This window comes from Actinomadura violacea, assembly GCF_017573465.1.
GTDB lineage: Bacteria > Actinomycetota > Actinomycetes > Streptosporangiales > Streptosporangiaceae > Spirillospora > Spirillospora violacea.
This window is the reverse complement of sequence record NZ_JAGEPF010000024.1, coordinates 176,911-201,680: the sequence shown is the minus strand read 5'-3', so window position 1 is coordinate 201,680 and position 24,770 is coordinate 176,911. Positions and strand designations below refer to the sequence as shown.

Annotated in this window: 18 protein-coding genes; 9 read left to right on the top strand and 9 right to left on the bottom strand. The window is 72.0% G+C overall.

Going from position 1 to position 24,770, the window contains the following annotated elements; all coding sequences use genetic code 11:
- Nucleotides 1-275: 275 nt before the first annotated feature.
- From guaB to glpD, 3 genes are all read left to right on the top strand, one after another.
- Nucleotides 276-1,772, top strand: coding sequence for an IMP dehydrogenase (gene guaB, locus J4709_RS36085; RefSeq protein WP_173098617.1), 1,497 nt, complete (start codon nt 276-278; stop codon nt 1,770-1,772).
- Nucleotides 1,773-1,926: 154 nt separating this feature from the next.
- The gene (locus J4709_RS36080) at nt 1,927-3,042 is read left to right on the top strand and encodes a GuaB3 family IMP dehydrogenase-related protein (RefSeq protein WP_208247808.1); all 1,116 of its coding nucleotides are present in this window, start codon (nt 1,927-1,929) and stop codon (nt 3,040-3,042) included.
- A gap of 98 nt (nt 3,043-3,140) precedes the next feature.
- Entirely contained in the window at nt 3,141-4,877 is a 1,737-nt protein-coding gene (gene glpD / locus J4709_RS36075; protein WP_208247753.1) for a glycerol-3-phosphate dehydrogenase, read from the top strand.
- Between the two features lie 679 nt (nt 4,878-5,556).
- Here the strand turns inward: glpD and J4709_RS36070 are convergent.
- Nucleotides 5,557-6,414 carry a TetR/AcrR family transcriptional regulator gene (locus J4709_RS36070; RefSeq protein WP_307801850.1) on the bottom strand — a complete coding sequence of 286 codons (858 nt, stop codon included), beginning with the start codon at nt 6,412-6,414 and terminating at the stop codon, nt 5,557-5,559.
- A gap of 576 nt (nt 6,415-6,990) precedes the next feature.
- Here J4709_RS36070 and J4709_RS36065 point away from each other — a divergent pair.
- Nucleotides 6,991-8,571 (top strand): succinic semialdehyde dehydrogenase, encoded by a 1,581-nt coding sequence (locus tag J4709_RS36065; RefSeq protein WP_208247752.1) that lies wholly within the window; start codon nt 6,991-6,993, stop codon nt 8,569-8,571.
- A gap of 2 nt (nt 8,572-8,573) precedes the next feature.
- Nucleotides 8,574-10,331, top strand: coding sequence for a GMC oxidoreductase (locus J4709_RS36060; protein WP_232384553.1), 1,758 nt, complete (start codon nt 8,574-8,576; stop codon nt 10,329-10,331).
- 194 nt (nt 10,332-10,525) lie between these two features.
- On the opposite strand, the gene J4709_RS56230 is transcribed toward J4709_RS36060, so the two are convergent.
- Both J4709_RS56230 and J4709_RS36050 read right to left on the bottom strand, forming a co-directional pair.
- Nucleotides 10,526-10,771, bottom strand: a complete 246-nt coding sequence (locus J4709_RS56230) for a helix-turn-helix domain-containing protein (RefSeq protein ID WP_372442195.1) — start codon at nt 10,769-10,771, stop codon at nt 10,526-10,528.
- Between the two features lie 325 nt (nt 10,772-11,096).
- The gene (locus tag J4709_RS36050; RefSeq protein ID WP_208247749.1) at nt 11,097-12,005 is read right to left on the bottom strand and encodes a zinc metalloprotease; all 909 of its coding nucleotides are present in this window, start codon (nt 12,003-12,005) and stop codon (nt 11,097-11,099) included.
- 247 nt (nt 12,006-12,252) lie between these two features.
- Between J4709_RS36050 and J4709_RS36045 the strand changes: the two genes are divergently transcribed.
- Complete coding sequence (locus tag J4709_RS36045; protein ID WP_208247747.1) at nt 12,253-12,987, top strand: DNA alkylation repair protein; 735 nt, start codon at nt 12,253-12,255, stop codon at nt 12,985-12,987.
- Nucleotides 12,988-13,056: 69 nt separating this feature from the next.
- On the opposite strand, the gene J4709_RS36040 is transcribed toward J4709_RS36045, so the two are convergent.
- Nucleotides 13,057-14,142 (bottom strand): zinc metalloprotease, encoded by a 1,086-nt coding sequence (locus J4709_RS36040; protein ID WP_307801848.1) that lies wholly within the window; start codon nt 14,140-14,142, stop codon nt 13,057-13,059.
- A gap of 221 nt (nt 14,143-14,363) precedes the next feature.
- On the opposite strand from J4709_RS36040, the gene guaA reads away from it, so the two are divergent.
- Nucleotides 14,364-15,938, top strand: coding sequence for a glutamine-hydrolyzing GMP synthase (gene guaA, locus J4709_RS36035; protein WP_173098626.1), 1,575 nt, complete (start codon nt 14,364-14,366; stop codon nt 15,936-15,938).
- A 209-nt stretch (nt 15,939-16,147) separates the two neighbouring features.
- On the opposite strand, the gene ahpD is transcribed toward guaA, so the two are convergent.
- The 5 genes from ahpD to J4709_RS36010 form a co-directional block, all read right to left on the bottom strand.
- Nucleotides 16,148-16,690, bottom strand: coding sequence for an alkylhydroperoxidase, AhpD family (gene ahpD, locus J4709_RS36030; RefSeq protein WP_208247744.1), 543 nt, complete (start codon nt 16,688-16,690; stop codon nt 16,148-16,150).
- A gap of 124 nt (nt 16,691-16,814) precedes the next feature.
- A complete protein-coding gene (locus J4709_RS36025; protein ID WP_208247743.1) occupies nt 16,815-17,369 on the bottom strand; it encodes a peroxiredoxin in 555 nt (184 codons plus the stop codon).
- A gap of 308 nt (nt 17,370-17,677) precedes the next feature.
- Nucleotides 17,678-18,166: an SRPBCC family protein gene (locus J4709_RS36020; protein ID WP_208247741.1), complete on the bottom strand. Its 489-nt coding sequence runs from the start codon at nt 18,164-18,166 to the stop codon at nt 17,678-17,680.
- 99 nt (nt 18,167-18,265) lie between these two features.
- A complete protein-coding gene (locus J4709_RS36015) occupies nt 18,266-19,354 on the bottom strand; it encodes a TolB-like translocation protein (RefSeq protein WP_208247738.1) in 1,089 nt (362 codons plus the stop codon).
- The gene (locus tag J4709_RS36010) at nt 19,351-19,944 is read right to left on the bottom strand and encodes a SigE family RNA polymerase sigma factor (protein ID WP_307801846.1); all 594 of its coding nucleotides are present in this window, start codon (nt 19,942-19,944) and stop codon (nt 19,351-19,353) included. Before J4709_RS36010 ends, J4709_RS36015 begins: the two co-directional genes overlap by 4 nt.
- A gap of 142 nt (nt 19,945-20,086) precedes the next feature.
- On the opposite strand from J4709_RS36010, the gene J4709_RS36005 reads away from it, so the two are divergent.
- Together J4709_RS36005 and J4709_RS36000 are read left to right on the top strand one after the other, a co-directional pair.
- Entirely contained in the window at nt 20,087-21,001 is a 915-nt protein-coding gene (locus tag J4709_RS36005; RefSeq protein ID WP_307801845.1) for a LysR substrate-binding domain-containing protein, read from the top strand.
- 276 nt (nt 21,002-21,277) lie between these two features.
- A complete protein-coding gene (locus J4709_RS36000; RefSeq protein WP_208247736.1) occupies nt 21,278-24,724 on the top strand; it encodes a bifunctional glycosyltransferase/CDP-glycerol:glycerophosphate glycerophosphotransferase in 3,447 nt (1,148 codons plus the stop codon).
- Nucleotides 24,725-24,770: the final 46 nt, after the last annotated feature.

The following is a 24,770-nucleotide window of genomic DNA, read 5'->3' as shown; positions in this document are numbered from 1 at the left end:
ACCCTTACGCTACTGCGCGCCGCCCCGCCAGGTGCACCCCCCGCTCTCCTCTGTGCGCGAACAATCACTTTCCGTGTCCGCCGCCGCGTCCGCGGGAGGCGCGGAACACCCGTCGCGCAGGGGAATGCGGGCCCGTCCGGCGCGCGTTACGCGGTGTCATCAAGGCCACGTGCCCGGTGTCCGCAACCGCCCGTCCCGATAGGGAACCACGGCCTACCATGGGGACAGGGTCGCCGTGACCTGGCCGGATACCGCCACCACTACGGAAGGCAACCATGAACCCCGCCGCCGAGCCCGCCAAATTCCTCCCGCAGGGCCTGACCTTCGACGACGTGCTGCTGCTGCCGGGCTACTCGGACCTGCAGCCGGGGGAGGCCGACACCACCACCCGGCTGACCCGGGAGATCTCGCTGCGGATCCCGCTGGTGTCGGCGGCGATGGACACGGTGACGGAGGCCCGCACGGCGGTCGCGATGGCACGGCAGGGCGGCATCGGTGTGCTGCACCGCAACATGTCGATCGAGGAGCAGGCCGGCAAGGCCGACCGGGTGAAGCGGTCCGAGGCCGGGATGATCACCAACCCGGTGACGTGCCTGCCGGACGCGACCCTTGCCGACGTCGAGGCGCTGTGCGCCCGCTACCGGATCTCCGGCGTGCCCGTGACGGACGTACGGGGCGTGCTGGTCGGCATCGTGACGAACCGCGACATGCGCTTCGAGTCCGACCTTTCCCGTCCGGTGCGCGAGGTCATGACCCCGATGCCGCTGGTCACCGCGCCGGTGGACGTGTCGCGCGACGAGGCGTTCCGGCTGCTGGCGGGCAACAAGGTGGAGAAGCTCCCGCTGGTCGACGCCGACGGCCGCCTCAAGGGCCTGATCACCACCAAGGACTTCACCAAGAGCGAGCAGTACCCCGACTCCACCAAGGACGCCGACGGCCGGCTGCTCGTCGCCGCCGCGGTCGGCGTCGGCGACGACGCCATCAAGCGCGCGCAGGCGCTCATCGACGCCGGCACCGACGTGGTCGTCGTGGACACCGCGCACGGCCACTCCAAGGGCGTCGCCGACACCATCGCCACGATCAAGACCAACGCGTCCGTACAGGTCGTCGGGGGGAACGTCGCCACCTACGCGGGCGCGAAGCTGCTGATCGACGCGGGCGCCGACGCGGTCAAGGTCGGCGTCGGGCCCGGCTCGATCTGCACCACCCGGATCGTCGCCGGCGTCGGCGTCCCGCAGCTCACCGCGATCTTCGAGGCGGCCCGCGCCGCCAAGGAGGCCGGCGTCCCGGTGATCGGCGACGGCGGCCTGCAGTACTCCGGCGACATCGCCAAGGCGCTCGTCGCCGGCGCCGACACGGTGATGCTCGGCAGCCTGCTCGCCGGCGTCGAGGAGTCCCCCGGCGAGCTGATCTTCGTGCACGGCAAGCAGTACAAGTCGTACCGCGGCATGGGCTCGCTCGGCGCGATGCGCAACCGCGAGCGCGGCGCGTCCTACTCCAAGGACCGCTACGCCCAGGCCGACGTCTCCGCCGAGGAGAAGCTCATCCCCGAAGGCGTCGAAGGCCAGGTGCCCTACCGCGGTCCGCTCGCCAACGTCGCCCACCAGCTCGTCGGCGGCCTGCACCAGTCCATGTGGTACGCCGGCACCCGCACCATCCCCGAGCTGCAGGAACGCGGCCAGCTCATGCGGATCAGCCCCGCCGGCCTGCGCGAGAGCCACCCGCACGACATCCAGATGACCGTCGAGGCCCCCAACTACCAGGGCCGCTGACCCGCCCCCTTCGCACGCCCCGGCCGGGACGGGATCCGTCCTGGTCGCGGGGCGCGCCGCCACCTGCCGTAAGCTCTTGCGGGGCTTGTTCCCGCCGACGGCGGGAACACCACGCTTGTCCGCGAGGTGGAGGAAGGGCGCAGTGGCTGCTGAGGTGGAGATCGGCCGGGGCAAGAGCGGTCGGCGGGCGTACGCCTTCGACGACATCGGCATCGTCCCGTCGCGCCGCACGCGCGACCCCGAGGAGGTCAGCGTCGCCTGGCAGATCGACGCCTACCGGTTCGAGATGCCGCTGGTCGTCGCGCCGATGGACAGCGTCGTCAGCCCGGCCGTCGCGATCGCCATGGGCCGGATGGACGGCCTCGCCGTGCTCGACCTCGAAGGGCTCTGGACCCGCTACGAGGACCCCGAGCCGCTGCTCGCCGAGATCACCCAGCTGGACGACGCCCGCGCCACGCAGCGGCTCCAGGAGATCTACACCGCGCCGATCAAGGAAGAGCTGATCGGCCGCCGGATCCAGGAGATCCGCGACGCCGGCGTCACCGTCGCGGCGCGGCTGTCCCCGCAGCGCACCGCCCAGTTCCACAAGGCCGTCATCGACGCAGGCGTCGACCTGTTCGTCATCCGCGGCACCACCGTGTCCGCCGAGCACGTGTCCGGGCGCGCCGAGCCGCTGAACCTCAAGCAGTTCATCTACGACCTCGACGTCCCCGTCATCGTCGGCGGCTGCTCCACCTACACCGCCGCGCTGCACCTGATGCGCACCGGCGCCGCCGGCGTCCTCGTCGGGTTCGGCGGCGGCTCCGGGCACACCACCCGCACCGTCCTCGGCGTCGCCGTCCCGATGGCCACCGCCGTCGCCGACGTCGCCGCCGCCCGCCGCGACTACATGGACGAGTCCGGCGGCCGGTACGTGCACGTCATCGCCGACGGCGGCATGACCAACAGCGGCGACATCGCCAAGGCGTTCGCCTGCGGCTCCGACGCCGTCATGGTCGGCTCCCCGTTCGCCCGGTCCAGCGAGTCCCCCGGCCGCGGCTACCACTGGGGCAGCGAGGCCCACCACGGCGACGTCCCGCGCGGCACCCGGCTGAACCTCGGCACCATCGGCTCCCTCGAGCAGATCCTGCACGGCCCCTCGCACGTCGCCGACGGCTCCATGAACCTGATCGGCGCGCTGCGCCGCGCCATGGCGACGTCCGGCTACACGGAGTTGAAGGAGTTCCAGCGGGTACAGGTCGTGGTGGCGCCGCGCCGGTCCACCGACTGAGAGCGACCCCACGCCGAATCGGGCGTTCCGCGGGTGGACCCGTCCCTACTGTGGGGTAGGTACTGCTCGTATAACGAACCGATCTGGGGGGAATCGCGATGACGGGATCACCGGTGACCGGCCTCGGCAGCTCACGGCTCGGCCCCGCCGAACGGGCCGCCGCGCTCGACCGGATGGGCCGCGAGGAATTCGACGTCGTGGTCGTCGGCGGCGGGATCGTCGGCGCCGGTGCCGCACTGGACGCGGCGACCCGCGGCCTCACGGTCGCGGTCGTCGAGGCGCGCGACTTCGCGTCCGGGACGTCGTCCCGGTCGTCCAAGCTGATCCACGGAGGGCTGCGCTACCTGGAGCAGTACAACTTCGACCTCGTCCGCGAGGCGCTCACCGAACGCAGCCTGCTGCTCCAGCAGATCGCGCCGCACCTGGTGCGTCCCGTCCCGTTCCTGCTGCCCACCACCCACCACGTGTGGGAACGCGCCTACTTCGGCGCCGGCGTCGCCCTCTACGACCTGCTGTCGCTGCAGATGGGCATGTCGCGCGGCGTCCCGCACCACCGGCACCTGACCCGCCGCGGCGCGCTGCGGCTCGCGCCGTCCCTGCGCAAGGACGCCTTCACCGGTGCCATCCAGTACTGGGACGCGCAGGTCGACGACGCCCGCTTCGTCATGACGGTGCTGCGGACCGCCGCCGAGTACGGCGCGCAGATCGCCTCCCGCACCCAGGTCCTCGGCCTCCTGCGCGAGGGCGAGCGCGTCACCGGGCTGCGCATCCGCGACCTCGAGGGCAACACGACCAGCGAGGTCCGCGCCAAGCAGGTCGTCAACGCCACCGGCGTCTGGACCGACGACATCCAGGAGCTCGTCGGCGGGCGCGGCCAGATCCACGTCAAGGCGTCCAAGGGCATCCACCTCGTCGTCCCGAAGGACCGCATCCACTCCTCGACCGGGATCATCCTGCGCACCGAGAAGTCCGTGCTGTTCGTCATCCCGTGGGGACGGCACTGGATCATCGGCACCACCGACACCGCCTGGGACCTCGACAAGGCCCACCCCGCCGCGTCCAAGGCCGACATCGAGTACGTCCTCGACCACGTCAACGCCGTCCTGAACACGCCGCTCACCCACGACGACGTCGAAGGCGTCTACGCGGGCCTGCGGCCGCTGCTCACCGGCGAGACCGAGGAGACGTCCAAGCTGTCCCGCGAGCACGTCGTCGCGCACCCCGTCCCCGGACTCGTCCTGGTCGCGGGCGGCAAGTACACCACCTACCGCGTCATGGCCAAGGACGCCATCGACGCCGTCGCCCACGGCCTCGACGGCAAGATCCCCGAGTCCTGCACGGACCGGGTCCCGCTCGTCGGCGGCGACGCCTTCCAGGCCATGTGGAACGCCCGCCACCGCCTCGCCGCCCGCTCCGGCGTGCACGTCGCCCGCGTCGAGCACCTCCTGCACCGCTACGGCACCCTCACCGACGACCTGCTCGAGCTCATCTCCGACAAGCCCGACCTCGGCAAGCCCCTCAGCGGCGCCGACGACTACCTGCGCGCCGAGGTCGTCTACGCCGCCACCCACGAGGGCGCCCGCCACCTCAACGACGTCCTCGCCCGCCGCACCCGCATCTCCATCGAGACGTGGGACCGCGGCGTCGGCGTCGCCCAGGAGGCCGCCGACCTCCTCGCGCCCGTCCTCGGCTGGTCCAAGAAGCAGCGCGACCGGGAGATCGAGTACTACCGCAAGCGCGTCGAGGCCGAGCGCGCCTCCCAGACCCAGGACGACGACCAGGAAGCCGACGCCAGCCGCCGAGGCGCCCCCGACATCGTCCCCACCGCAATCTGACCCGCCCACCCGCAGGCCCCCGCCCAAAGACCAACCCCGGGGGCCTGCAACCCCACACCCCACCATCGCGCCCACGACCAGCCCCCGACCACCACCCGAGCCCGCCTCAGACCACCCTGCTAGCCAACGAGGCACCCAGCTCCCGCCCCTGAACGCCCTGTGCCCGCCCCCAGGCCCCAGCCGGTCCGTGATGCGGGCGACCGGCTGGGCGGCCTGGAGCGTCCTGCGGCCGGTCTAGGACAGCCCTTCGCACGCCTTCAAGTCGCCCTGCCCGCGGATCGCGTGCGCAGCGGCCCGCCGGGGGCCAGCAGCAGCGTCCTGCGGGTGGCCTTACGCAGCCCTCAGCCCGCCTTCAGACTGCCCCCGGCCAGTCGCGGGTGCGGCGGCCATTGGGTGCACCTGGAGCCTCGTGTGGACGGTCTTGCGTAGCCTCGGCTCGGCTTCGGTTGCCGCAGCTAGTCGTGGGCGCGGCGATCTGCTGAGTGCCTGTGGAGCGCCTGTGGACGGTCTTGGGCGCTGGCCCTGGCCAGCTTGCAGGTCGTTTCGGCGAGTTGTGGGGGTGGGGGGCAGAGGGAAGGTCCTGTGGACGGTTCTGTGGGGGCTTGGGTTGGTGGCGGGTGGCCCTGGGGTGGTGGGCCACCCGCCGGGTGTTCAGGGCGTTGGTGGGGTTGCTCGGGGGTCAGCTGGCGGCGCGGCCCAGCATCAGGTCGATGCCCGTCGAATAGAGGTCGGCGGGTACGCGGTCGGGGTCGAGCAGGTGTTGGAAGGCGAGGCCGAAGTCGAGCGCCATGGCCAGGGCGGCGCGCTCGGTCGGCGCGATGCCGTCGACGTCGCGCAGTTCGCTGGCCATGTGGGCGCGGCGTTCGGCATACCAGTCGGCGATCCGCCAGCCCGCCGCGTAGTCGCGCATGCCGTACAGCCAGAACTCCACGAGGAGGAGCGCGAGCCGGCGGGCGCGGTCGTCGGAGCCGTCGCGCGAGGCGTTGCGGCCTGCGGGCTCGGCGTCGCCGCGCCCCTGGTCGGCGGACCGCAGCTCGTCGCAGACGTCCGTGCCGAGCCGGTCGCTGGTGAAGCGTTCGAGCAGGGCCAGCAGCAGGTCCGTTTTGCCGGCGAAGTTCGAGTAGACCGCGCCCTTGGTGAGCCCGGCCGCCGCGGCGATGTCGTCGAGCGAGGCGCCGTGGATGCCGCGTTCCGCCCACAGGCGCTCGGCGGCCGAGAGCAGGGCGGTCCGTGTCTGCTCGCGGCGTTCCTGTCGCGCGTTCGCATAGCCCGCTCGTCCAGTCGTGCGGGCGGGCTGGCGACCTTCCTGGCACGCACGCGGCTCCTTTGGCGCGGGCCCGGCGCCGAAGCCCGGCGGCGGGGTCCCACCGGGCACGCCCGGCGGCAGGGGGCCGCCCTCCGACTCGCCCACTCTGGCGGGCGGGACCGTGGCGCGCTCGGTCGTACCCTCCGCGGGGGCCTCGCCGGGACGGGCCGCGGTGGCGATCGCCCCGCCGCCGTTGCTGCCGGGGGGCGAATTTCCGGTGAGCCCGTTCACTGCGCCGGCTTGGCCGTTGAGGACCTTGGACGTACTCCCGGTTCCTGAGCCGCCCGGGCCCCCGTTCGCGGGTGTTGCCGAGCCGGCGGGGGCGGGCCCCGAAGCCACACTGCGAGACGACGCGCTCGCCGGCGTCATGTCGCGGGTGAGGGTGCTCGCTGTGCTCGCCGGGGTGCCGGGGGGTGCGGACGGGGTGGTGCTGCCGCCGGTGGGCGGGCGCGGGGTGCGGGGGTCGCTCGCGTCCGTCGGGTCACCCTCGGGCCGTAGGTCGCCGTGGGCGTCGTTCATGTGCTGTTCCCTCCGCTGCCATGGCGCGCGTCCACGGCGCTCCTGACGCGCGGCAGCGAACGTCCGGGAGCGGCGGGATGGGCGCCGGATTCTCCTCCTGTTCTCGGAATACACCGGTCGGACGCGGTCAGTCCCGGAGTTGCGCAACTCCGCCGGGGTTGGAACGGTCCGTTCGGTGGGCGGTTGTCACTGCTGGACGGAGAAACCCATGGAAGGTGGGGCATTTCACGGCAAGTGCCCTGTTACCTGCGGGTAGCAAAAATGGCCAGGGGGTCATACCCTGCCTGCATGGCATCCCCGACGGTCCCTGCCAAAGGCGAGGCAGAGCACGAGCTCCCGCAGTCCCTGATCGACCGGCTGGCCTCCCATGTCGCCTCGGGCGGCGCCGAGACGGTGACGATCCCGAGCCCGTTCACGGGCGAACCGCTCGCGACGGTCCCGGTCTCCGGCCCGGACGACGTCCAGGCCGCCTACGAGCGGGCCCGCAAGGCGCAGCGCGCATGGGCCGCGCTGCCGGTGAGCGAGCGCGTCAAGCCGTTCCTGCGGCTCGCGGACGCGCTGGTCGACCGGCGCGAGGAGATCCTGGACGTCATCCAGCTGGAGACCGGCAAGGCCCGCCGCCACGCGATGGAGGAGTTCCTCGACGTGGCGCTTTGCTCGCTCTACTACGCGCGCCGCGCCGGGAAGCTGCTGAAGCCGCACCGCAGGCAGGGCATGATGCCGGGCCTCACCCGCGTGCAGGAGCTGCGGCACCCGAAGGGCGTCGTCGCGCTGATCTCGCCGTGGAACTACCCGTTCGCGCTCGGCGCCAGCGACATCGCGCCCGCGCTGATGGCCGGCAACGCGGTGATCCACAAGCCCGACACCCAGACGTGCCTGTCCAGCCTGTGGGTCCTGGACCTGCTGGTCGCGCTGGGGCTGCCGCGCGACATCTGGCAGATCGTCGTCGGCGACCCGGGCGAGATCGGCGACCCGCTGATCGACAACGCCGACTACGTGTCGTTCACCGGCTCCACCCGGGGCGGCAAGGCGATCGCCGAGCGCGTCGCGCCCCGGCTGGTCTCGTACTCGCTGGAGCTCGGCGGCAAGAACCCGATGATCGTGATGGCGGACGCCGACGTCGAGCGGACCGCGCGCGGTGCCGTCCGGGCGTGCTTCACCAACGCCGGGCAGCTGTGCATCTCGATCGAGCGGATGTACGTCCACGAGGACGTCTACGACCGGTTCGTCCCGCGCCTCGTCGAGCTGGTCAAGGGCATGCGGCTCGGCACCGGGCTCGACTTCGAGGCCGAGATGGGTTCGCTGACCTACCAGCGCCAGCTGGACGCGGTCACCCGGCACGTCGACCAGGCCGTCAAGGAGGGCGCGACCGTCCTCGCCGGCGGCAAGGCGCGCCCGGACATCGGCCCGCTGTTCTACGAGCCGACCCTCCTCGCCGACGTCAACGGCGACATGGACCTGTGCGCCAGCGAGACCTTCGGCCCCGTCGTGGCGATCTACAAGTACCGGGACGAGGACGAGGTCGTCGCCCGCGCCAACGACACCGCCTACGGGCTGAATGCCTCGGTGTGGACGAAGAACCCCGCGCGGGGGCGCCGGCTCGCCGCCCGGATCCAGGCCGGCACCGTCAACATCAACGACGGGTACGGCGCCGCCTACGCGTCCTACGACTCGCCGATGGGCGGGATGAAGCAGTCCGGGGTGGGCCGCCGGCACGGCGCCGAGGGCATGCTGAAGTTCACCGAGGTGCAGACCGTCGCGAGCCAGCACATCATGGACCTCGAGCCGCCCGGCTCGATCGGCTACGACAAGTTCGCCGACTTCATGGCCACCGGCATCAAGCTGATGAAGAAGCTGCGGATCAAGTAAGGATGGCCGTGAAGCACGACTTCGACGTGCTCGTCGTCGGGTCCGGGTTCGGCGGCAGCGTCTCGGCGCTCCGGCTGACGGAGAAGGGTTACCGGGTCGGCGTGATCGAGGCGGGCCGCCGCTTCGACACCGCCCCGTCCGCCGCGCCCGGCGCACGGTACCCCGCCCTGCCGAAGACGAACTGGCGCGTCTCCCGCTACCTGTGGGCGCCCGCGCTCGGCCTCACCGGGATCCAGCGGCTGCACCTGATCCGCGGTGCGAAGTCCAGCCGGGTGCTGGTGATGGCCGGCGCGGGCGTCGGCGGCGGGTCGCTCAACTACGCCAACACGCTGTACGTGCCGCCCGCGCCGTTCTTCCAGGACCGGCAGTGGGCGCACATCACCGACTGGCAGGACGAGCTGGCCCCGTACTACGACCAGGCCAAGCGGATGCTCGGCGTCGTGGAGAACCCGACCACGACCGATGCGGACAAGGTCATGAAGAAGGTCGCCGACCGGATGGGCGCGGGCGGCACCTTCGTCAAGACCCCGGTGGGGGTCTACTTCGGCCGCGGTGCGGGCGTGGAGAGCGGTGACCCGTTCTTCGGCGGCGCCGGTCCGCGCCGCCGCGGCTGCCTGGAGTGCGGCGAGTGCATGGTGGGATGCCGCCACGGCGCGAAGAACATGCTCACCGAGAACTACCTGTACCTCGCCGAGAAGGCCGGCGCCCGGGTGATGCCGCTCAGCCGCGTGACCTCGGTGAAGCCGCTGGCGGGCGGCGGCTATGCGGTCGAGATCGTGCGGACCGGCTCGTTCGGGCGCAACCGCAGGACGCTCACCGCCGAGCAGGTGGTGTTCGCGGCCGGGACCTACGGCACGCAGAAGCTGCTCCACAAGCTGAAGAGCACCGGCCTGCTGCCGCGCCTGTCCGACCGGCTCGGCGCGCTGACCCGCACGAACTCCGAGGCCATCCTCGGCGGCGGCCGCGGGAACGGCACACCGGGCCCGGACTTCTCCAAGGGCGTGGCGATCACCTCCTCCTTCCATCCGACTCCCGAGACCCACATCGAGCCGGTCCGCTACGGCCGCGGGTCCAACCTCCTCGCCGGGCTGCAGACGCTGCTGATCGACGGGGACCGGCCCGGTGAGCGGCACACCCCCAGGATCCTGAAGTTCGCGCGCGAGGCGGTGCGCCGTCCCCGGGACCTCCTCCAGCTGTTCGACGTGCGCCACTGGTCGGAGCGCACGGTGATCGCGCTGGTCATGCAGACCCGGGACAACTCGATCACGCTCGGCCCGAAGAAGGGCCCGTTCGGCTGGGACGTTCGCGCGTCCGCGGGGCACGGGGAGCCGAACCCCACCTGGATCCCCGAGGGGCACCAGGCGACCCGGCTGATCGGCGAGGAGATCGGCGGGATCGCCGGCGGCACCTGGGGGGATCTGTTCGACGTCCCGATGACCGCGCACTTCCTCGGTGGCTGCGCCATCGGCGACTCCGCCGAATCCGGCGTCATCGACGCCTACCACCGGGTGTACGGGCACCCCGGCCTGCACATCGTGGACGGCTCGGCGGTCTCCGCCAACCTCGGCGTCAACCCGTCCCTCACGATCACCGCGCAGGCCGAACGCGCGATGTCCCTCTGGCCCAACCGGGGCGAGGCCGACACCCGCCCCGAGCCGGGCGACACCTACCGGAGAATCACCCCCGTCCTTCCGAAGAATCCCGTCGTTCCAGCGAATGCTCCAGCGGCACTCCACCTTCCTATTGCCGAGATCACCTGACCGGTTCGCGGTCCGGTCCGTCCCCGCCTCCGGACCGGGACCGCGGGCCGGCACCTCATGGCAGGCCCACCGCGTCCCATGCTCACGTCCCGCTCACGGCCGCGGAAGTGGAACGCCATTCTGTGGATAACCTCCCGCCGGCTCCGCGGTCGGCGGCGCGTGTCTTTGCGGCAGCGCGGCCATCGCCGGGCCGCTCATGATCTTGGAATGCCCCGGCAGGGGGCGGAGAATGTCCGCCTGCAGGCGCTCGGGGTCGTGCCGATCTCGTCGGCGAAGCGGCGGTGGAAGTTCGACGGGTCCGTGGACCCGGCGGGCGGGGCGACGGACTTGATGGTCGCGTCCGTCCGTTCGAGCAGGGCGCCGGCCTCCTGGACGCTGCGGCGAAGCAGCCATCGGCTCGGCGTGGTGCCGAGACGACGGTCGATCAGACGCGCGAGCAGGCGCCCGATCAGGCGCGCGATCAGGCGCGCGATCAGGCGCGGCGAGACGGCGGCCTGCGCGGCGAACTCGTCGATGATGATCGGCCTGTGCAGGTTCGCCTCACGGACGGCTGGAGGCGGTGTGGCAGATGGGTTTCGGCTCGGCGGTGAAGCCGCCCTTGCCGGGGCGGGCGCCCGAGCTGGGCGGACTGTGATGGGCGTATGCCGTCCTGACCAGTGCCGACACCTTCGCTCGCGTATGACGTAGTGGACTCGCGTATGGCGCCGTGAAGGGGCGTGCCCGGCGCCGGAGGGGGTGGGTCTCCGGCGCCGGAACCGGGCCGGATCAGGCGCGGTAGGCGGCCCACTGGTCGCGCATGCGCTGGGTCTGACCGGGCGTGAACTCGGTCATGCAGGAGTCGTAGCTGTAGTCCATGAAGTTGTGGATGGGGTCCAGGCCGGACGTGGAGCACGTGTCGCGGCCGGTGGGGCAGCCCGAGGCGGGGCTCTGTTCGGCCGGGGTGTCGGAGACGTAGTCGCCCTTTCCGCTACAGCCGCCCTGGAACGTGTGGTAGAGCCCCATCCAGTGGCCGACCTCATGGGTGGCCGTGTCGCCCTGGTTGTAGTTGGTGAGCTGGCCGCCCGGGACGCTCTGGTAGTGGATGACGACGCCGTCCAGCTTGGGCTTGGAGCGGTAGTCGCTGGGGAACGTGGCCCAGCCGAGGAGGCTGTCGCCCAGGTCGGCGGTGTAGAGGTTGAGGTCCTGCGTGCCGCCGGTGTGAAGCGCGTTCTTCATCGCGGTCTCGTTGCCCTCGGGGTCGGAGAACCATGAGGCGTTGTTCGTCCGCTTGATGGAGGCGAGCGTGAAGGAGACGCCGCTCGGCGCGTAGGCGTCGTTGAGGACCTTGAGCTGCTTGTTGAGGGTGGCGTCGGTCAGCGAGCCCGTGCTGCCGCTGGTGATGACCTGGAAGTGCACGCGGACGGTCATCGTGGCGGCGGCCTTGAGGTGCCCGGAGGTCGCGAGGCTCCCGAGGCGGTTGCGGAAGTCCTTCTCCATCGCGGCGGCCTTGGCGGCGCCGGGCTGGTGCCGCTCGGTGGTGTGGGAGCCGGCGCGGACGCGGGCCTGCGCGGCGGTCGACTGGGGGCTGCACTTCGCGCCCGGGACGGGGGCGGAGAGGGCGGGGGCGGCTGCGGGCGCGTAGGCCGTGAACGCGGCGAGCATGCCGATGACGGTGGCGATTCCAGCGCGTTTCATGGAACTCCTTGGGGGCGGCGCGCCCCGGGGAGGGCGCGCGGGGGAGCGGAGTCATCGCTGGAACAAGGGTGATTGCCGACAAGAGGCGCGTCTTTGGCAAACCTGGACGAACAGGGACGAGAAATGCTGAATGCGGCGCCGTAGCGCGAGCGCTGGAATGTCAGACCGGCGACGTAACGTGGACGCCGGATCGATCGACCGCCGGTGGGAGCGCCGGAATGTCGGACGGGCGGCGTAGCGTCGTCGCATGGACCCCGAGGGCGAGGCCGCGCGGATCCTGGGCGAGCTGCGCGCCCAGGCGGACCCGGTGCGGGCCGACAGCGAGAAGCGCTACCTGAAGAGCGACTTCGCGCACATCGGAGTGACCGTCCCGGTGCTGCGGAAGATCGCCCTGTCGGCGGTCAGGACGGCCCCTGCGCGCGACGAGTTGCTCGGGCTCGTGGACGCGCTGTGGATCGTGACGGACGCCGGACGGCCCGTCCACGAGGCCCGCATGGCCGCCGTCGAGGTACTGGTCAGGCGCGTGGAGCTGCTCGAGCCCGAGGACCTCGCCGTGGCTGAGCGCCTCATCCGCGACTCGGTGAGCTGGGCGCACGTGGACCATCTCGCCGAGAAGGTCGCCGGCCGCCTGGTCGTCCGCCACCCGGATCTGGGCGCGGTGCTGGACGTGTGGGTCGACGATCCCTACATGTGGATACGGCGCACGTCGCTTCTGGCGCTACTGCCGGGCGTCCGCGCAGGGAGCCCGGACCTGGACCGGCTCACCAGGTACGGGGACGTTCTCGTAGACGAGAAGGAGTTCTTCATCCGCAAGGCGTTGGGGTGGGTGCTGCGAGAGCTGTCTAAGAAGGACCCGGCCTGGGTGACGGCATGGGTGGAGGGGCACATCGCCGACGTCTCCGGCGTCACGTTCCGCGAGGCCGTCCGCCGCCTGCCGTCCACCGACGCCGACCGTCTGCTCGCCGCCTACAAGGCCCGCTGACGCCCGCTCGTCTGTCCGGGCTGCGCGGCGTGGCGCCCTGTGCGGGTCCGGCGCCCTGTGCGGTGGGGGTCAGCGGCGGTAGGCGGCCCATACCTTGTGCATGCGGGCGCCCTGGCCCGCGGTGAAGGAGGTCATGCAGGTGTCGTAGCTGTAGTCCATGAAGTTGTGGACGGGGTCGTTGCCGGGGGCCGGGCAGGTGTCCTTGCCGGACGGGCAGCCGTTGGTGGGGTCGCGCTCGGCCGGGGTGTCGGAGACCCGGTCGCCCTTGCCGCCGCAGCCGTCCTGGAAGGTGTGGTAGAGCCCGAGCCAGTGGCCGACCTCGTGGGTCGCGCTGAACCCGCGGTTGAAGTTGTCGATGGGGCCGCCTGGCATGCTGCCGTAGTGGACGGTGACGCCGTCCATCTTGGGCTCGGCCTTGTACTTCCACGGGAACGTGGACCAGCCGAGCAGGTCGCCGCCGATACGGGCGCTGTAGAGGTTCAGCGTTCCCTTGCCGCCCTTGCGGAGCTTCGGCTTGTAGGTGCCCTCGTAGCGTTCCGGCTCGTTGAACCAGGACGCCTTGTCGGTGCGGCTGATCTTCTTGAGGTGGAACGACACGCGGGTGTTCGCGCCGCCGTACCGGCCGCCGTAGGAGGCGTTCAGCACACTGATCTGCCGCTTGACCACCGAGGTGGGGACGTTGCCGGTGGAGCCGTCGTGCAGGACGTGGAAGTACACCGGCACGCTGATCGTGCCGGCGGCGCGCAGGTCGGACGGGGTGGACTGGTCGTCCGGGCGCTCCATGGCGCCGAGGCCGAGGCCCTTCAGGACCTGGCCGAGGCGCTGCTCGACGCTCGCGGTCTCCGCCCGGGTGAGGACGTTGCGCTCGCGCACGTGCGCGTCGGGGCGGCGCAGCCGGGCGTCCGCGGGGGTCGTGCAGGCGTTCGGGTCGGCGGGGCGAGCCTGCGCACCCAGGGCCTGGGTGCGCAGGGCCCGTGCGCCCGAGGCCTGCGCGCCCAAGGCCTGCGCGCCCGACGTCTGCGCGGCGGGGGTGTGCGCGCCGGGTCGTGCGGCGGGGTGCGCCCGCCCGGCGGCCGCGGCGCCCATGCCGGCCGGACCGGTCGGTACGGCGGGGACGAGGGCGGCGACGAGGGCGGCGGCGGCGAGCAGCTTCACGACACTCCTAGGAGCACGCTGAATGCGTACGGACAGCGAGTGGACACAGGGCGTTATCAAGACGTATCAGAGAGAAGTCCTCCTGCGCGTGTGATCAAGGTAAACGGATGCCGACCGTTTTCGGCCAGTCGCCCAATGTGACCGCCGTGACCCGGGCGGGCGCATCGGCCCTGCATGGGGCCCCGTAGACTGGAGTCCTTTCCAGGCCAGTTCGAAAGGCGTTGTCGGTGGTCGTAGACCAGTCCTTTGACACCGTTCTCGTCGTCGACTTCGGCGCGCAGTACGCGCAGCTGATCGCGCGGCGGGTCCGTGAGTGCCATGTGTTCAGCGAGATCGTGCCGTCCAGCATGCCGGCGGCGGAGATGCTCGCGAAGCGGCCGAAGGCGATCATCCTGTCGGGCGGGCCGGCGTCGGTGTACGAGCAGGGGGCGCCGGCGGCGCCGGACGGCCTGTTCGAGCTGGGCGTGCCGACGCTCGGGATCTGCTACGGCCATCAGGTGATGGCGCAGGCGCTCGGCGGGACGGTGGAGAACTCCGACGTCGCCGAGTACGGCGGCGCGACCGTCGCGGTGACCTCGCCCGGGATGCTGTTCGCGGGGCTGCCGAGCGAGCAGGCGGTGTGGATGTCGCACCGCGACTTCGTCCGCGAGGCGCCCGCCGGGTTCACGGTGACGGCCAGCACGGACGTGACGCCGGTCGCCGGCATGGAGAACCGGGAGCGCGGCTTCTTCGGCGTGCAGTTCCACCCCGAGGTGCTGCACACCGAGAACGGCATGGAGATCCTGCGGCGGTTCCTCTACGAGGGCGCGGGGTGCCGGCCGAACTGGACGATGGTGAACATCGCCGAGGAGTCGATCGAGGCGGTGCGGGAGCAGGTCGGCGGGAAGCGGGCGATCTGCGCGCTGAGCGGCGGCGTGGACTCGGCGGTGGCCGGGGCGCTCGTCCAGCGTGCCATCGGCGACCAGCTGACCTGCGTGTTCGTGGACCACGGGCTGCTGCGCAAGGGCGAGCCGGAGCAGGTGGAGAAGGACTTCGTCGCGGCGACCGGGGTGAACCTGCACGTCGTGGACGCGCAGGACCGGTTCCTCGCCGCCCTGGACGGGGTGAGCGACCCGGAGGAGAAGCGGAAGATCATCGGCCGCGAGTTCATCCGGGTGTTCGAGGAGGCGGCCCGGGAGATCGTCGGCGCGGACGCGGCGGAGCCGGTCGAGTTCCTCGTCCAGGGCACGCTGTACCCGGACGTGGTGGAGTCGGGCGGCGGCACCGGCGCGGCCAACATCAAGTCGCACCACAACGTGGGCGGGCTCCCCGAGGATCTGCAGTTCAAGCTGGTGGAGCCGCTGCGGACGCTGTTCAAGGACGAGGTGCGGGCGCTCGGCGAGCAGCTCGGCCTGCCGTCGGAGATCGTGTGGCGGCAGCCGTTCCCGGGCCCGGGCCTCGGCATCCGGATCATCGGCGCGGTGACCCGCGACCGGCTGGACATCCTGCGCGACGCGGACGCGATCGCCCGCGAGGAGCTGACGCGTGCGGGCCTGGACCGCGACATCTGGCAGTTCCCGGTGGTGCTGCTGGCCGACGTCCGGTCCGTGGGCGTGCAGGGCGACAGCCGGACGTACGGCCACCCGATCGTGCTGCGCCCGGTGACCAGCGAGGACGCGATGACGGCGGACTGGGCGAAGCTCCCGTACGACCTGCTGCAGCGGATCTCGACGCGGATCACCAACGAGGTCCGCGAGGTCAACCGGGTCGCGGTCGACATCACGTCCAAGCCGCCGGGCACCATCGAGTGGGAGTGATCTCCGCCTGACGGTGGGGAGCGGCTCCCGCCGGTGGGCGGGAGCGGCTCCCGCCGGAGGGCGGGTGCGACCCTGCCGGTGGGCGGGAGCGATCCTGCCGGTGGGCGGGGGCGATAACGGCCGGAGACGCGAGAGGGCCCGGGTGCGGTGAACGCACCCGGGCCTCTCCGTTGCGACCTCGGGCCCGCGCGAGCGCGGGCGCGGAGGGGTCAGACCGTGGCGGGGGCCAGCGCGGCCTCGGCGTCCAGGGTCGCGGCGGTGGCGTTGACGACCGCGGCGATCCGCAGCGCCTCCTGGACGAGCTCGCGCGACAGGCCGGCCTCGCGGACGACCTTCTCGTGCGACTCCAGGCAGCGGCCGCAGCCGTTGATCGCCGAGACGGCCAGGCACCACAGCTCGAAGTCGACCTTGTCGACACCGGGCTTGCCGATGATCGACATGCGCAGCTTGGCGGGCAGGGTCGCGTACGTCTCGTCGCCGATCAGGTGCGTGGCGCGGTAGTACACGTTGTTCATCGCCATGATCGAGGCGGCGCCCTTGGCGGCCTCGAACGCCTCGGCGGACAGGTAGTCGCCCGCCTCCTCGGCCAGCTCGCGGATGACGGTGGCGCTCCGGGTGGCGAGGGCGCAGGCGAGCACCGTGCCCCACAGCTGCTGCTCGGAGAGCTGCGAGGTGGAGGTCAGCGAGCCGAGGTTGAGCTTGGTGTCCTTGGCGTAGCCCGGGAGGGCGCCCTTCAGCGCGTCAACGCTCATGATCTTGTGTCCTTTCGTGCGGACGGCCGGCCGCGCGACGCGGGGCCGGCCGTCGGGGCCGGGCCGGCCGCGGGTGGCGCGCAGGGGCGCCGCGCGGGCCGGCCGGCGGGGTGAACCGGGACGATCAGGCGCCGGCCATCAGCTTGGCGGCGTCGAGGGTGTCCTCGCCCTTGTTCCAGTTGCAGGGGCACAGCTCGTCGCTCTGCAGCGCGTCGAGGACCCGCAGGACCTCCTTGACGTTGCGGCCGACGGAGCCCGCGGTGACCATGGCGAACTGGATCTCGTTGTTCGGGTCGACGATGAAGGTCGCCCGCTGCGCGACGCCGTCCTCGGTGAGGATGCCGAGGGACTCGCACAGCTCGCGCTTGAGGTCCGACAGCATCGGGAACGGGATCTCGCGCAGGTCCGGGTGGTCCTTGCGCCACGCGAAGTGGACGAACTCGTTGTCGACGGACGCGCCGAGCACCTGGGCGTCGCGGTCGGCGAAGTCCTCGTTCAGGCGGCCGAACTCGGCGATCTCGGTCGGACAGACGAAGGTGAAGTCCTTGGGCCAGAAGAACACGACGCGCCACTTGCCCTCGTAGGACTTGTGGTTGATCGTCTCGAAGGCGTTGTCCGAGTCCAGCGAGACGCAGGCGGTCAGCTCGTACTCGGGGAACTGGTCACCGACGGTAAGCACGCATTCTCCTCTGTGACGGAAAAGGGTCGCCTCTCGGTCCGGAGAGGCGTGGAAGGCCGCCTGCGGCGATGACGCGCGCCCGGCGGCTGATGTCACTCAGCGTGCCGCACGGGCAAAGAAAAGAGAAATCGATCTATCACAACGGATTGATAGGAGGTTCTTATTGAATCTCCGCAGACCCTACGGGACCGGCGCAAAGGCTCCGATCCAAGGCCCGGGCAGGCGCCCGATGTAGATGGAGATCACATCCGCGCCCCGGATAATGGACACTCTCCGTAGTGGACGAGCATAGAGGATCTCCACCGCGGTCAGGACGTGCGGGCGCCTTCGAGGTGCGCCTTGAGGCGTTCGAGGGTGGTGGCGATGTTGCGGCGGTTGTGCGCGGGCCGGTTGACGGTTCCGGTCAGCGCGATGGCGAACGGGATGAGCCAGACCGGGACGCGCAGCCAGTTCGTCTCGGTGACGGTGCAGGCCCGGCCGTCCTCGGCGGGCTCGATGTCGTACTGCCAGCGGGAGATCGGCACCCCGAGCGGGGCGTCGACGTCGTAGGCGAACCGCTCGTCCTCGCGGGCGGCGATGACGGTGCAGTTGGTGAACCAGCGGCGGCGGCCCTTGCGGTTGTAGCCGCGGAAGCGCGCGCCGACGGCCGCGCGGGTCGCGCGGCCGAGCCAGCGGGCGCGGTACGCCTCCTCGGCGAAAGTGATCATGACGGGCGGGTCGCTGACGATCCGGTAGACCGCGGCGGGGGAGGCGTTCACGGTGATGTGGCCCGTGGCGATCGGCTGCTCGAACGGCATCGGGGAGCCCCTGACTTCCGGTGCAAGTGAGCACTGATTACACCAGTGCCGGCGGGCGTGCGTCAGCCGTCAGGGGCGTCCGAAGGCGGCCGGGACGGGTCACCAGGCGACGTCGTCGTAGTCGGCGGCCCCGCTCAGCCAGGTGAACGCGTCGCCGTCGACGCGTCCGGGCCGGCCGTCGACGAGCTGCAGGAAGTGCGCGCCGGACCCGTCGGCCTTGACGAAGAAGGAGTCGCCGGGCAGCCGGACGGCCCGTCCCGTCGGCTGCCAGGTCCCCGTCGACAGCGTCGCGAGGACGAAGGAGGCGTCGTCGTTCCGGCCGTGCTTGGGCCCCTGGATCTGGGCCGTCGCGGTCCGTCCGTCGGGGTTGAGGACGAACACGTTGATCAGCCCGTCCACCCGCGTGCCGGTGACCTCGGCGGGGCGGACGACGCGGGAGGACAGCAGGTCGGAGCCGGGGCGGCCGGTGTCGAGGAGCCGCAGCACCGCGTGCTCGGACGCGTCGCCGGGACTCTGGAGGAAGCCGAGGACGCGGTTGTCGGGCGCCCACGTCGCGCTGGTGACGGTCCCCGCGCCGGGCGTGCTCCAGGTGCGGTGGCCGCCGGTGCGGACGTCGATGACGACGGCCTCGGACCGTCCGGCGGCGGTGCCGACGACGGCGAGCCGGGAGCCGTCGGGACTGGCGGCGAGGTTCTCGGGCTTGCCGAATCCCGAGTCGAGCCGGACGGTCCCGCCGGGGAGCCGCTGCGGCGCCGACGGCTTCCCGTCCGCGCCGAGGGCGAGCCTGTAGAAGGCGTAGGAGTCGCCGCCCGCCTTGCCGGCGAGGAAGAACGTCCGCCGGTCGCCCGTCGCGGCGACCGCGTCGTAGCGGCCGGGCAGGGCCGCCACCTGCGTGAGTCCGCCGCCGGCGGCGTCCTCGACGACCGCGCGCCCGTCCCGGATCGCGACGACATGCCGAGGTGCGCCCGCCGGCGCGGCGGGACCGCTGCGGGTCGTGTGCGGCACGACGCCGCCCACCGCGGCGCCGCCGACCACGACGGCGGCCAGCCCGGCCGCGACGGCCGCGGGCGCGAACCAGGGGCGGTGCCGGCGCCGGGACGGGACGGTGAGCGGTACGAGCGAGCCGTCCGGAATGCCTGCGGCGGCGGCGCCGAACGCGTCGCGGAGCCTCTCTTCGGTCCTGGTCATGCTTTTTCCCCGAGCAGATCGGCGAGCGAAGCGAGCGCCCGCGAGACGGTGGACCGGACCGTGCCGACGCCGATCCCCATGGTCTCGGCGATCTCGCGCTCGTCCAGGTCCAGGTAGTAGCGCAGCACCAGCGCCTCGCGGCGGCGCTGCGGCAGGCGCCGCAGTGCGAGGAATACCTCGCGGCGCTCCTCGCCGAGCATGGCCGCCGACTCCGCCGACCACACCGGCGGCTCGTGCGTGCGCCCCGCGCGGAACGCCAGCTTGCGCCGCCGCAGCACCGTGCGGCACTTGTTGACCACCGCGGCGCGGGCGTACGGCAGCATCCGGTGGTGGTCGGTGAGCCGGTCGATCCGGCGGTAGAGGTCGACGAAGGCGTCCTGGACGACGTCCTCGGCGGTGGCCCGGTCCCCGACGATCATCAGGGCGGTGCGGGCCAGGGCGAGCTGGTGCTCGCGGAACAGGGCCACGAGGGCGGCGGTGGCCGCTGCGCGGTCGTCTGCCGCGGCGCCGCCGGCCACGGGGACGTCCGTCCCGGGGGCGCCGGACGCGCGGCGGGGGTGGCGCATGTTCGCCACTATGTCGGTTTCCACGCCTCTTACACTCACGAGCCCCGCGTCCGTTGCCCGCCGGGCGGCGGCGATGTCGAGGAGCCCCTGGGGACGCCGGGTATTGTGAGGTCGCGGTTATGTATCGGTGTCGCGGTGATAGGAGACGGTTATCAGCAGGCCGACGGTGTCGCAGCTCCGGGCGTTCCTGGCCCTCGCCGAGCACCTGCACTTCCGGGACGCCGCTGCCGCGCTGCGGATGAGCCAGCCCGCGCTGTCGGGCTCCGTCGCCGCGCTGGAGGAGAGCCTCGACACCCGCCTCGTCGAGCGGACGACCCGCAAGGTGCTGCTGACCCCGGCGGGCGAGCGGGTCGCGCGGCGGGCCGAGAACGTGCTGGCGGAGCTGGATCGGCTGGTCGAGGAGGTCAGGGCGGTGCGCGGCCCGCTGGTCGGGCCGCTGCGCGTCGGCGTGATCCCGACCGTCGCGCCGTACCTGCTGCCCGTCATCCTGCCGCGGCTCGCGCGGGAGTTCCCCGCCCTCGAACTGTCGGTGCACGAGGAGCAGACCGATCACATCGTCGCCGAGCTGATGGCCGGGCGGCTCGACGTGGTGCTGCTCGCGCTGCCCGCGCCCGCGCAGGGCGTCACCGAGCTGCCGCTCTACGACGAGGACTTCGTGCTCGTCACCCCCGCGTCGTTCGACCTGAAGGGCGAGGACGTGCCCCGCGACGCGCTGAACGAGCTGGACGTCATCCTGCTCAACGAGGGCCACTGCCTGCGCGACCAGGCGCTGGACGTGTGCCGCGAGGTGGGCGCGCGGGCGCCGTCGGCGACGTACGCGACGAGCCTCGCGACGCTCGTCCAGCTGGTGTCGGGCGGGCTCGGCGTGACGCTGGTCCCGGAGACGGCGCTGCCGGTGGAGACGCGGCGGGCGCCGAACCTGGCGCTGCACCGGTTCGCCGACCCGGCGCCGTTCCGGCGGATCGGGCTGGGGTATCGGTCGACGTCGCCGCGGGCGGCGGAGTTCGAGGCGCTGGCGGAGGGCGTCCGCGCGGCGATCGCGGAGCTCGGCACGGGCACGCCGGGCATCCGCCCCGCCTGACCCTTCCTTCGGGACGGACGGCCCGGTCGGAGGGCGGTATCGGCCTCGGCGGTCGCGGTCAGGGCGCGGTAAAGGGACGGCAGGGCGGGTCAAGTCTGCGTCAGGGGACGGCCTGGCAATAGCGATCCGCGTTCGTCTGATCACTTCGTGTCACCATGCTCGGTGTGGCGGGGTTTCCGCTCTCGCTCGGCGGCGGCCCCCGTCAACCGACCTACTGGCATGAGCGAAGCGAAGCGGGGGGTGCGGGGGTTCGGCCCCCCGTCCCTAGGAGGCCGCATGTCCCCGAAGCTCAGCGTCGTCGTCCCGTTCCACAACACCGAGGAGTATCTGCGCGCGTGCCTGGAGTCGATCGCCGGGCAGTCGCTGCGCGACCTTGAAGTGATCATGGTGGACGACGGGTCGGACGACAACGGCGCGGTGATCGCCAAGGAGATGTGCGACCGCGACCCGCGGTTCCGGCTGGTGGGGCGCGACCATGAGGGGCCCGGTCCGTCCCGCAACGCGGGTGTGCGGCTGGCCAAGGGCGAGTACCTGGCGTTCGCCGACGCCGACGACGTGGTGGAACGCGATGCCTACAGCAGGATGGTCGGCTCGCTGGAGCGCACTGGTTCGGACATGGCGTCCGGGAACGTCGAGCGCATGGACGTCGACCGGACGTGGCAGTCGGTGCTGCACACCGGCGTTTTCACCGAGACCCGTACCAGGACGCATGTGTCGTCGCATGGACTGCTGATCCGTGACCGTACGCCCTGGAACAAGGTGTACCGGCGGGCGTTCTGGGACCACGCGGAGTTGAAGTTCCCCACCGGCTTCTATGAGGACCCGCCGGTGACGGCGCGCGCGCACGCGCTGGCCAAGTCTGTGGACGTGCTGAGCGACACCGTCTACTACTGGCGCAAGCGTCCGGGGTCCATCACCGAGGACCGCTACGACTGGGACAACCTCTGCCAGCGTCTCCGCTCCGCGCGCACGGTGCGGGAGGGCCTGGCCTCGTACGCGCCGCAGCTCGTCGCCACCTACGACGAGCACGTGCTCGTCGACATCGAGCTGCGCGTCGTCCTCGACGCCCTGCCCAGGACCGATGACGACAACCGCGAGGAGCTCGTCGCCATGGGCGCGGCCCTCGCGGAGGGCGTCAACCCGCGCGTCATCAAGAAGCTCCCCTCGATGACGCGGCTGCAGCTGCACCTGCTGTGCCGCAAGAAGCTGCCCGAGCTGATGGACGTGCTCCGGTTCGTCCAGCTGGGCAAGCACAACGACACCGCGCGGGTGCGGCGCGGGCTGCGGCACCGCTGGTACGCCGAGTACCCGTTCTTCGAGGACGAGGAGTGCGGCGTCCCGCTGCACGTGTACGACGTGACCGACGAGCTGAAGCCGGCGGCGGCGATCGACCGGGCGACCTGGGTGGGCGGGCGGCTGCGGCTCGAAGGCCACGCCTACATCCGGCACCTGGACTCCTCCACCGAGGACGGCTCCCGGATCCGGCTGTGGCTGCTCGCGTCCAACCGGCGCGGGCTGATGCGGGTGCCGATCCGGCGGGTGCGGCGCCCGGACGTGACGGCGCGGACGCGGCAGTCGGTGGTGTCCTACGACTGGTCGGGGTTCGTCGCGGAGATCGACCCGTCCGCGCTGCGGATCTTCGGCCGGTGGCGGGACGTCGACTGGATCCCGTGCGTGGAGATCGTCAACCGGGGCCTGCGGCGGCGCAGGACGTTCGCCAACCCGCGCCTCAGCGCCCGCCAGTGGCCGGACGACCGGGAGTGCGCGCCGGGCGTGCTGGTGCAGGGCGTGGCGGCCAAGCGCCGGTTCGTCCTGCAGGTGCGCCGGACGGCCGCGACGGTCACCGGGTCGCACCTGGAGGGCGACGAGCTGTGGCTGGACGGCTGGAGCCGCACGCCGATCGAGGCGGGCACGCGGATCACCGCGGCGCCGAAGGCGGGCCGCGCCACGGTCGCGGGCCCGGTCGAGCCGGCGGAGGGCGCGGCGGACGGCTGGTACGGGTTCCGCGCGAAGCTGCCGGTCGGCGCGCTGGCGCGGCATCCCGGCGACTGGGAGATCAGCCTGCCCGGCGGCGTCCGCCCGTACCTGGAGGAGGACGCGGCCGGCGCGGTCTACCCGGCGCCCTGCGGGGAGCTGGAGGTCGCGCGGACGCGGCGCAGCCAGGTGCGGGTCGTCGTGCGCGCGAGCGCACCGGCCGTCGACCGGGTGTCGTGGTCGCCCGACGGGCTGCTGCGGCTGTCGGGGACCTGCACGGATCCGGCGGGCCGCCCGGAGGCCCTGGTCCTGCGGCGGCGGCGGTCGTGCGAGGAGCACACCGTCCCGCTGCGCTGGGAGAGCGACCGGTTCACCGCGAAGTTCGCGCCGGAGCGGATGCCGGTGCTGGGGCTGTCGCGGCCGCTGGTGTCCGGCCGGTGGGACGTGTTCGCGCCGCTCGGCGGGACGGAGCGGCCGGTGGTCGTCCGCCGGCATGCTCTGCGGAACCTGCCGGAGCCGACCGAGACGGGCCTGCACCGCGTCGACGTCCGCGTCTACAAGACCGACCAGCTCCAGCTCCACATCCAGACGGCCCTCGACGACGACGAGCGCGGCCCCTACGCGCAGGCGAGGATCCGCTCAGGGCACTACAGGCGGCACCTCAACCTGCCCGTGCGCGACCTGGCCGTGTTCGATGCGTACAAGGGACGCCAGTACGCGTGTAACCCGCGCGGCATCTACGACGAGCTTCGCCGTAGGGAACTGGACATCGACTGCGTGTGGGTCACGGAGAACGGCCAGTTCGGCAAGCCCACCGGTGCGCGGACCGTCCTGGCCGGTTCCCGCGAGCACTACGAGGCGCTCGCCAGGGCGCGCTATGTGTTCGGCAACTGGACGCAGCAGGAGTGGTTCGCCAAGCGCGAAGACCAGACGTACGTACAGTGCTGGCACGGCACGCCGCTGAAGAAGCTCGGCTACGACGTCAAGCAGATGCCCTACAAGCGGACCGAGGGCATGGACTGGATGCAGCACGACGTCCCGCAGTGGGACGTGCTGCTGTCGCAGAACGCGTTCTCGGTGCCGCTGTTCAGGCGCGCGTTCGGTTACCAGGGGGAGGTCCTGGAGAGCGGTTATCCCCGCAACGACATCCTGAGCAGCCCGCACCGCGACGAGATGGCGACGGCGGTACGGCGGCGACTAGGCATCCCGGACGGCAAGCGCGTCGTGCTGTACGCGCCCACGTGGCGGGACGACTTCCACTTCGCCATCGGCAAGCGGGCGTTCCGCCTCGAACTCGACATCGAGCGGTTCCGGAAGGCGCTGGGCCGCGACCACGTCCTGCTGCTGCGCACCCACTACCTGGTGACGGACCGGCCGAAGTGGCGGCCCGGCGACTGCGTGATGGACGTGTCGGTCTACCCCGACATCTCCGAGCTGTTCCTGATCAGCGACGTGCTCGTCACCGACTACTCCTCGGCCATGTTCGACTTCGCGGTCACCGGCCGGCCGATGCTGTTCTACACCTACGACCTGGAGCGCTACCGCGACCACGTGCGCGGCTTCTACTTCGACTTCGACGCCGAGGCGCCCGGGCCGCTGCTGCGCACGTCCAAGCAGGTCGTCGAGGCGCTCGCCGAGCCGGCGGCGATCGAGTCCGGGTACCGCGGCGCGCGCGCGGCGTTCGCCGCCCGGTACTGCCCGCACGACGACGGCCGGGCCGCCGCCCGCGTGCTCGACCGCGTGCTCTGACGACCGCGCGGCGCCGTCCCGAGCGGCGCCGCTTCACATCACCGCG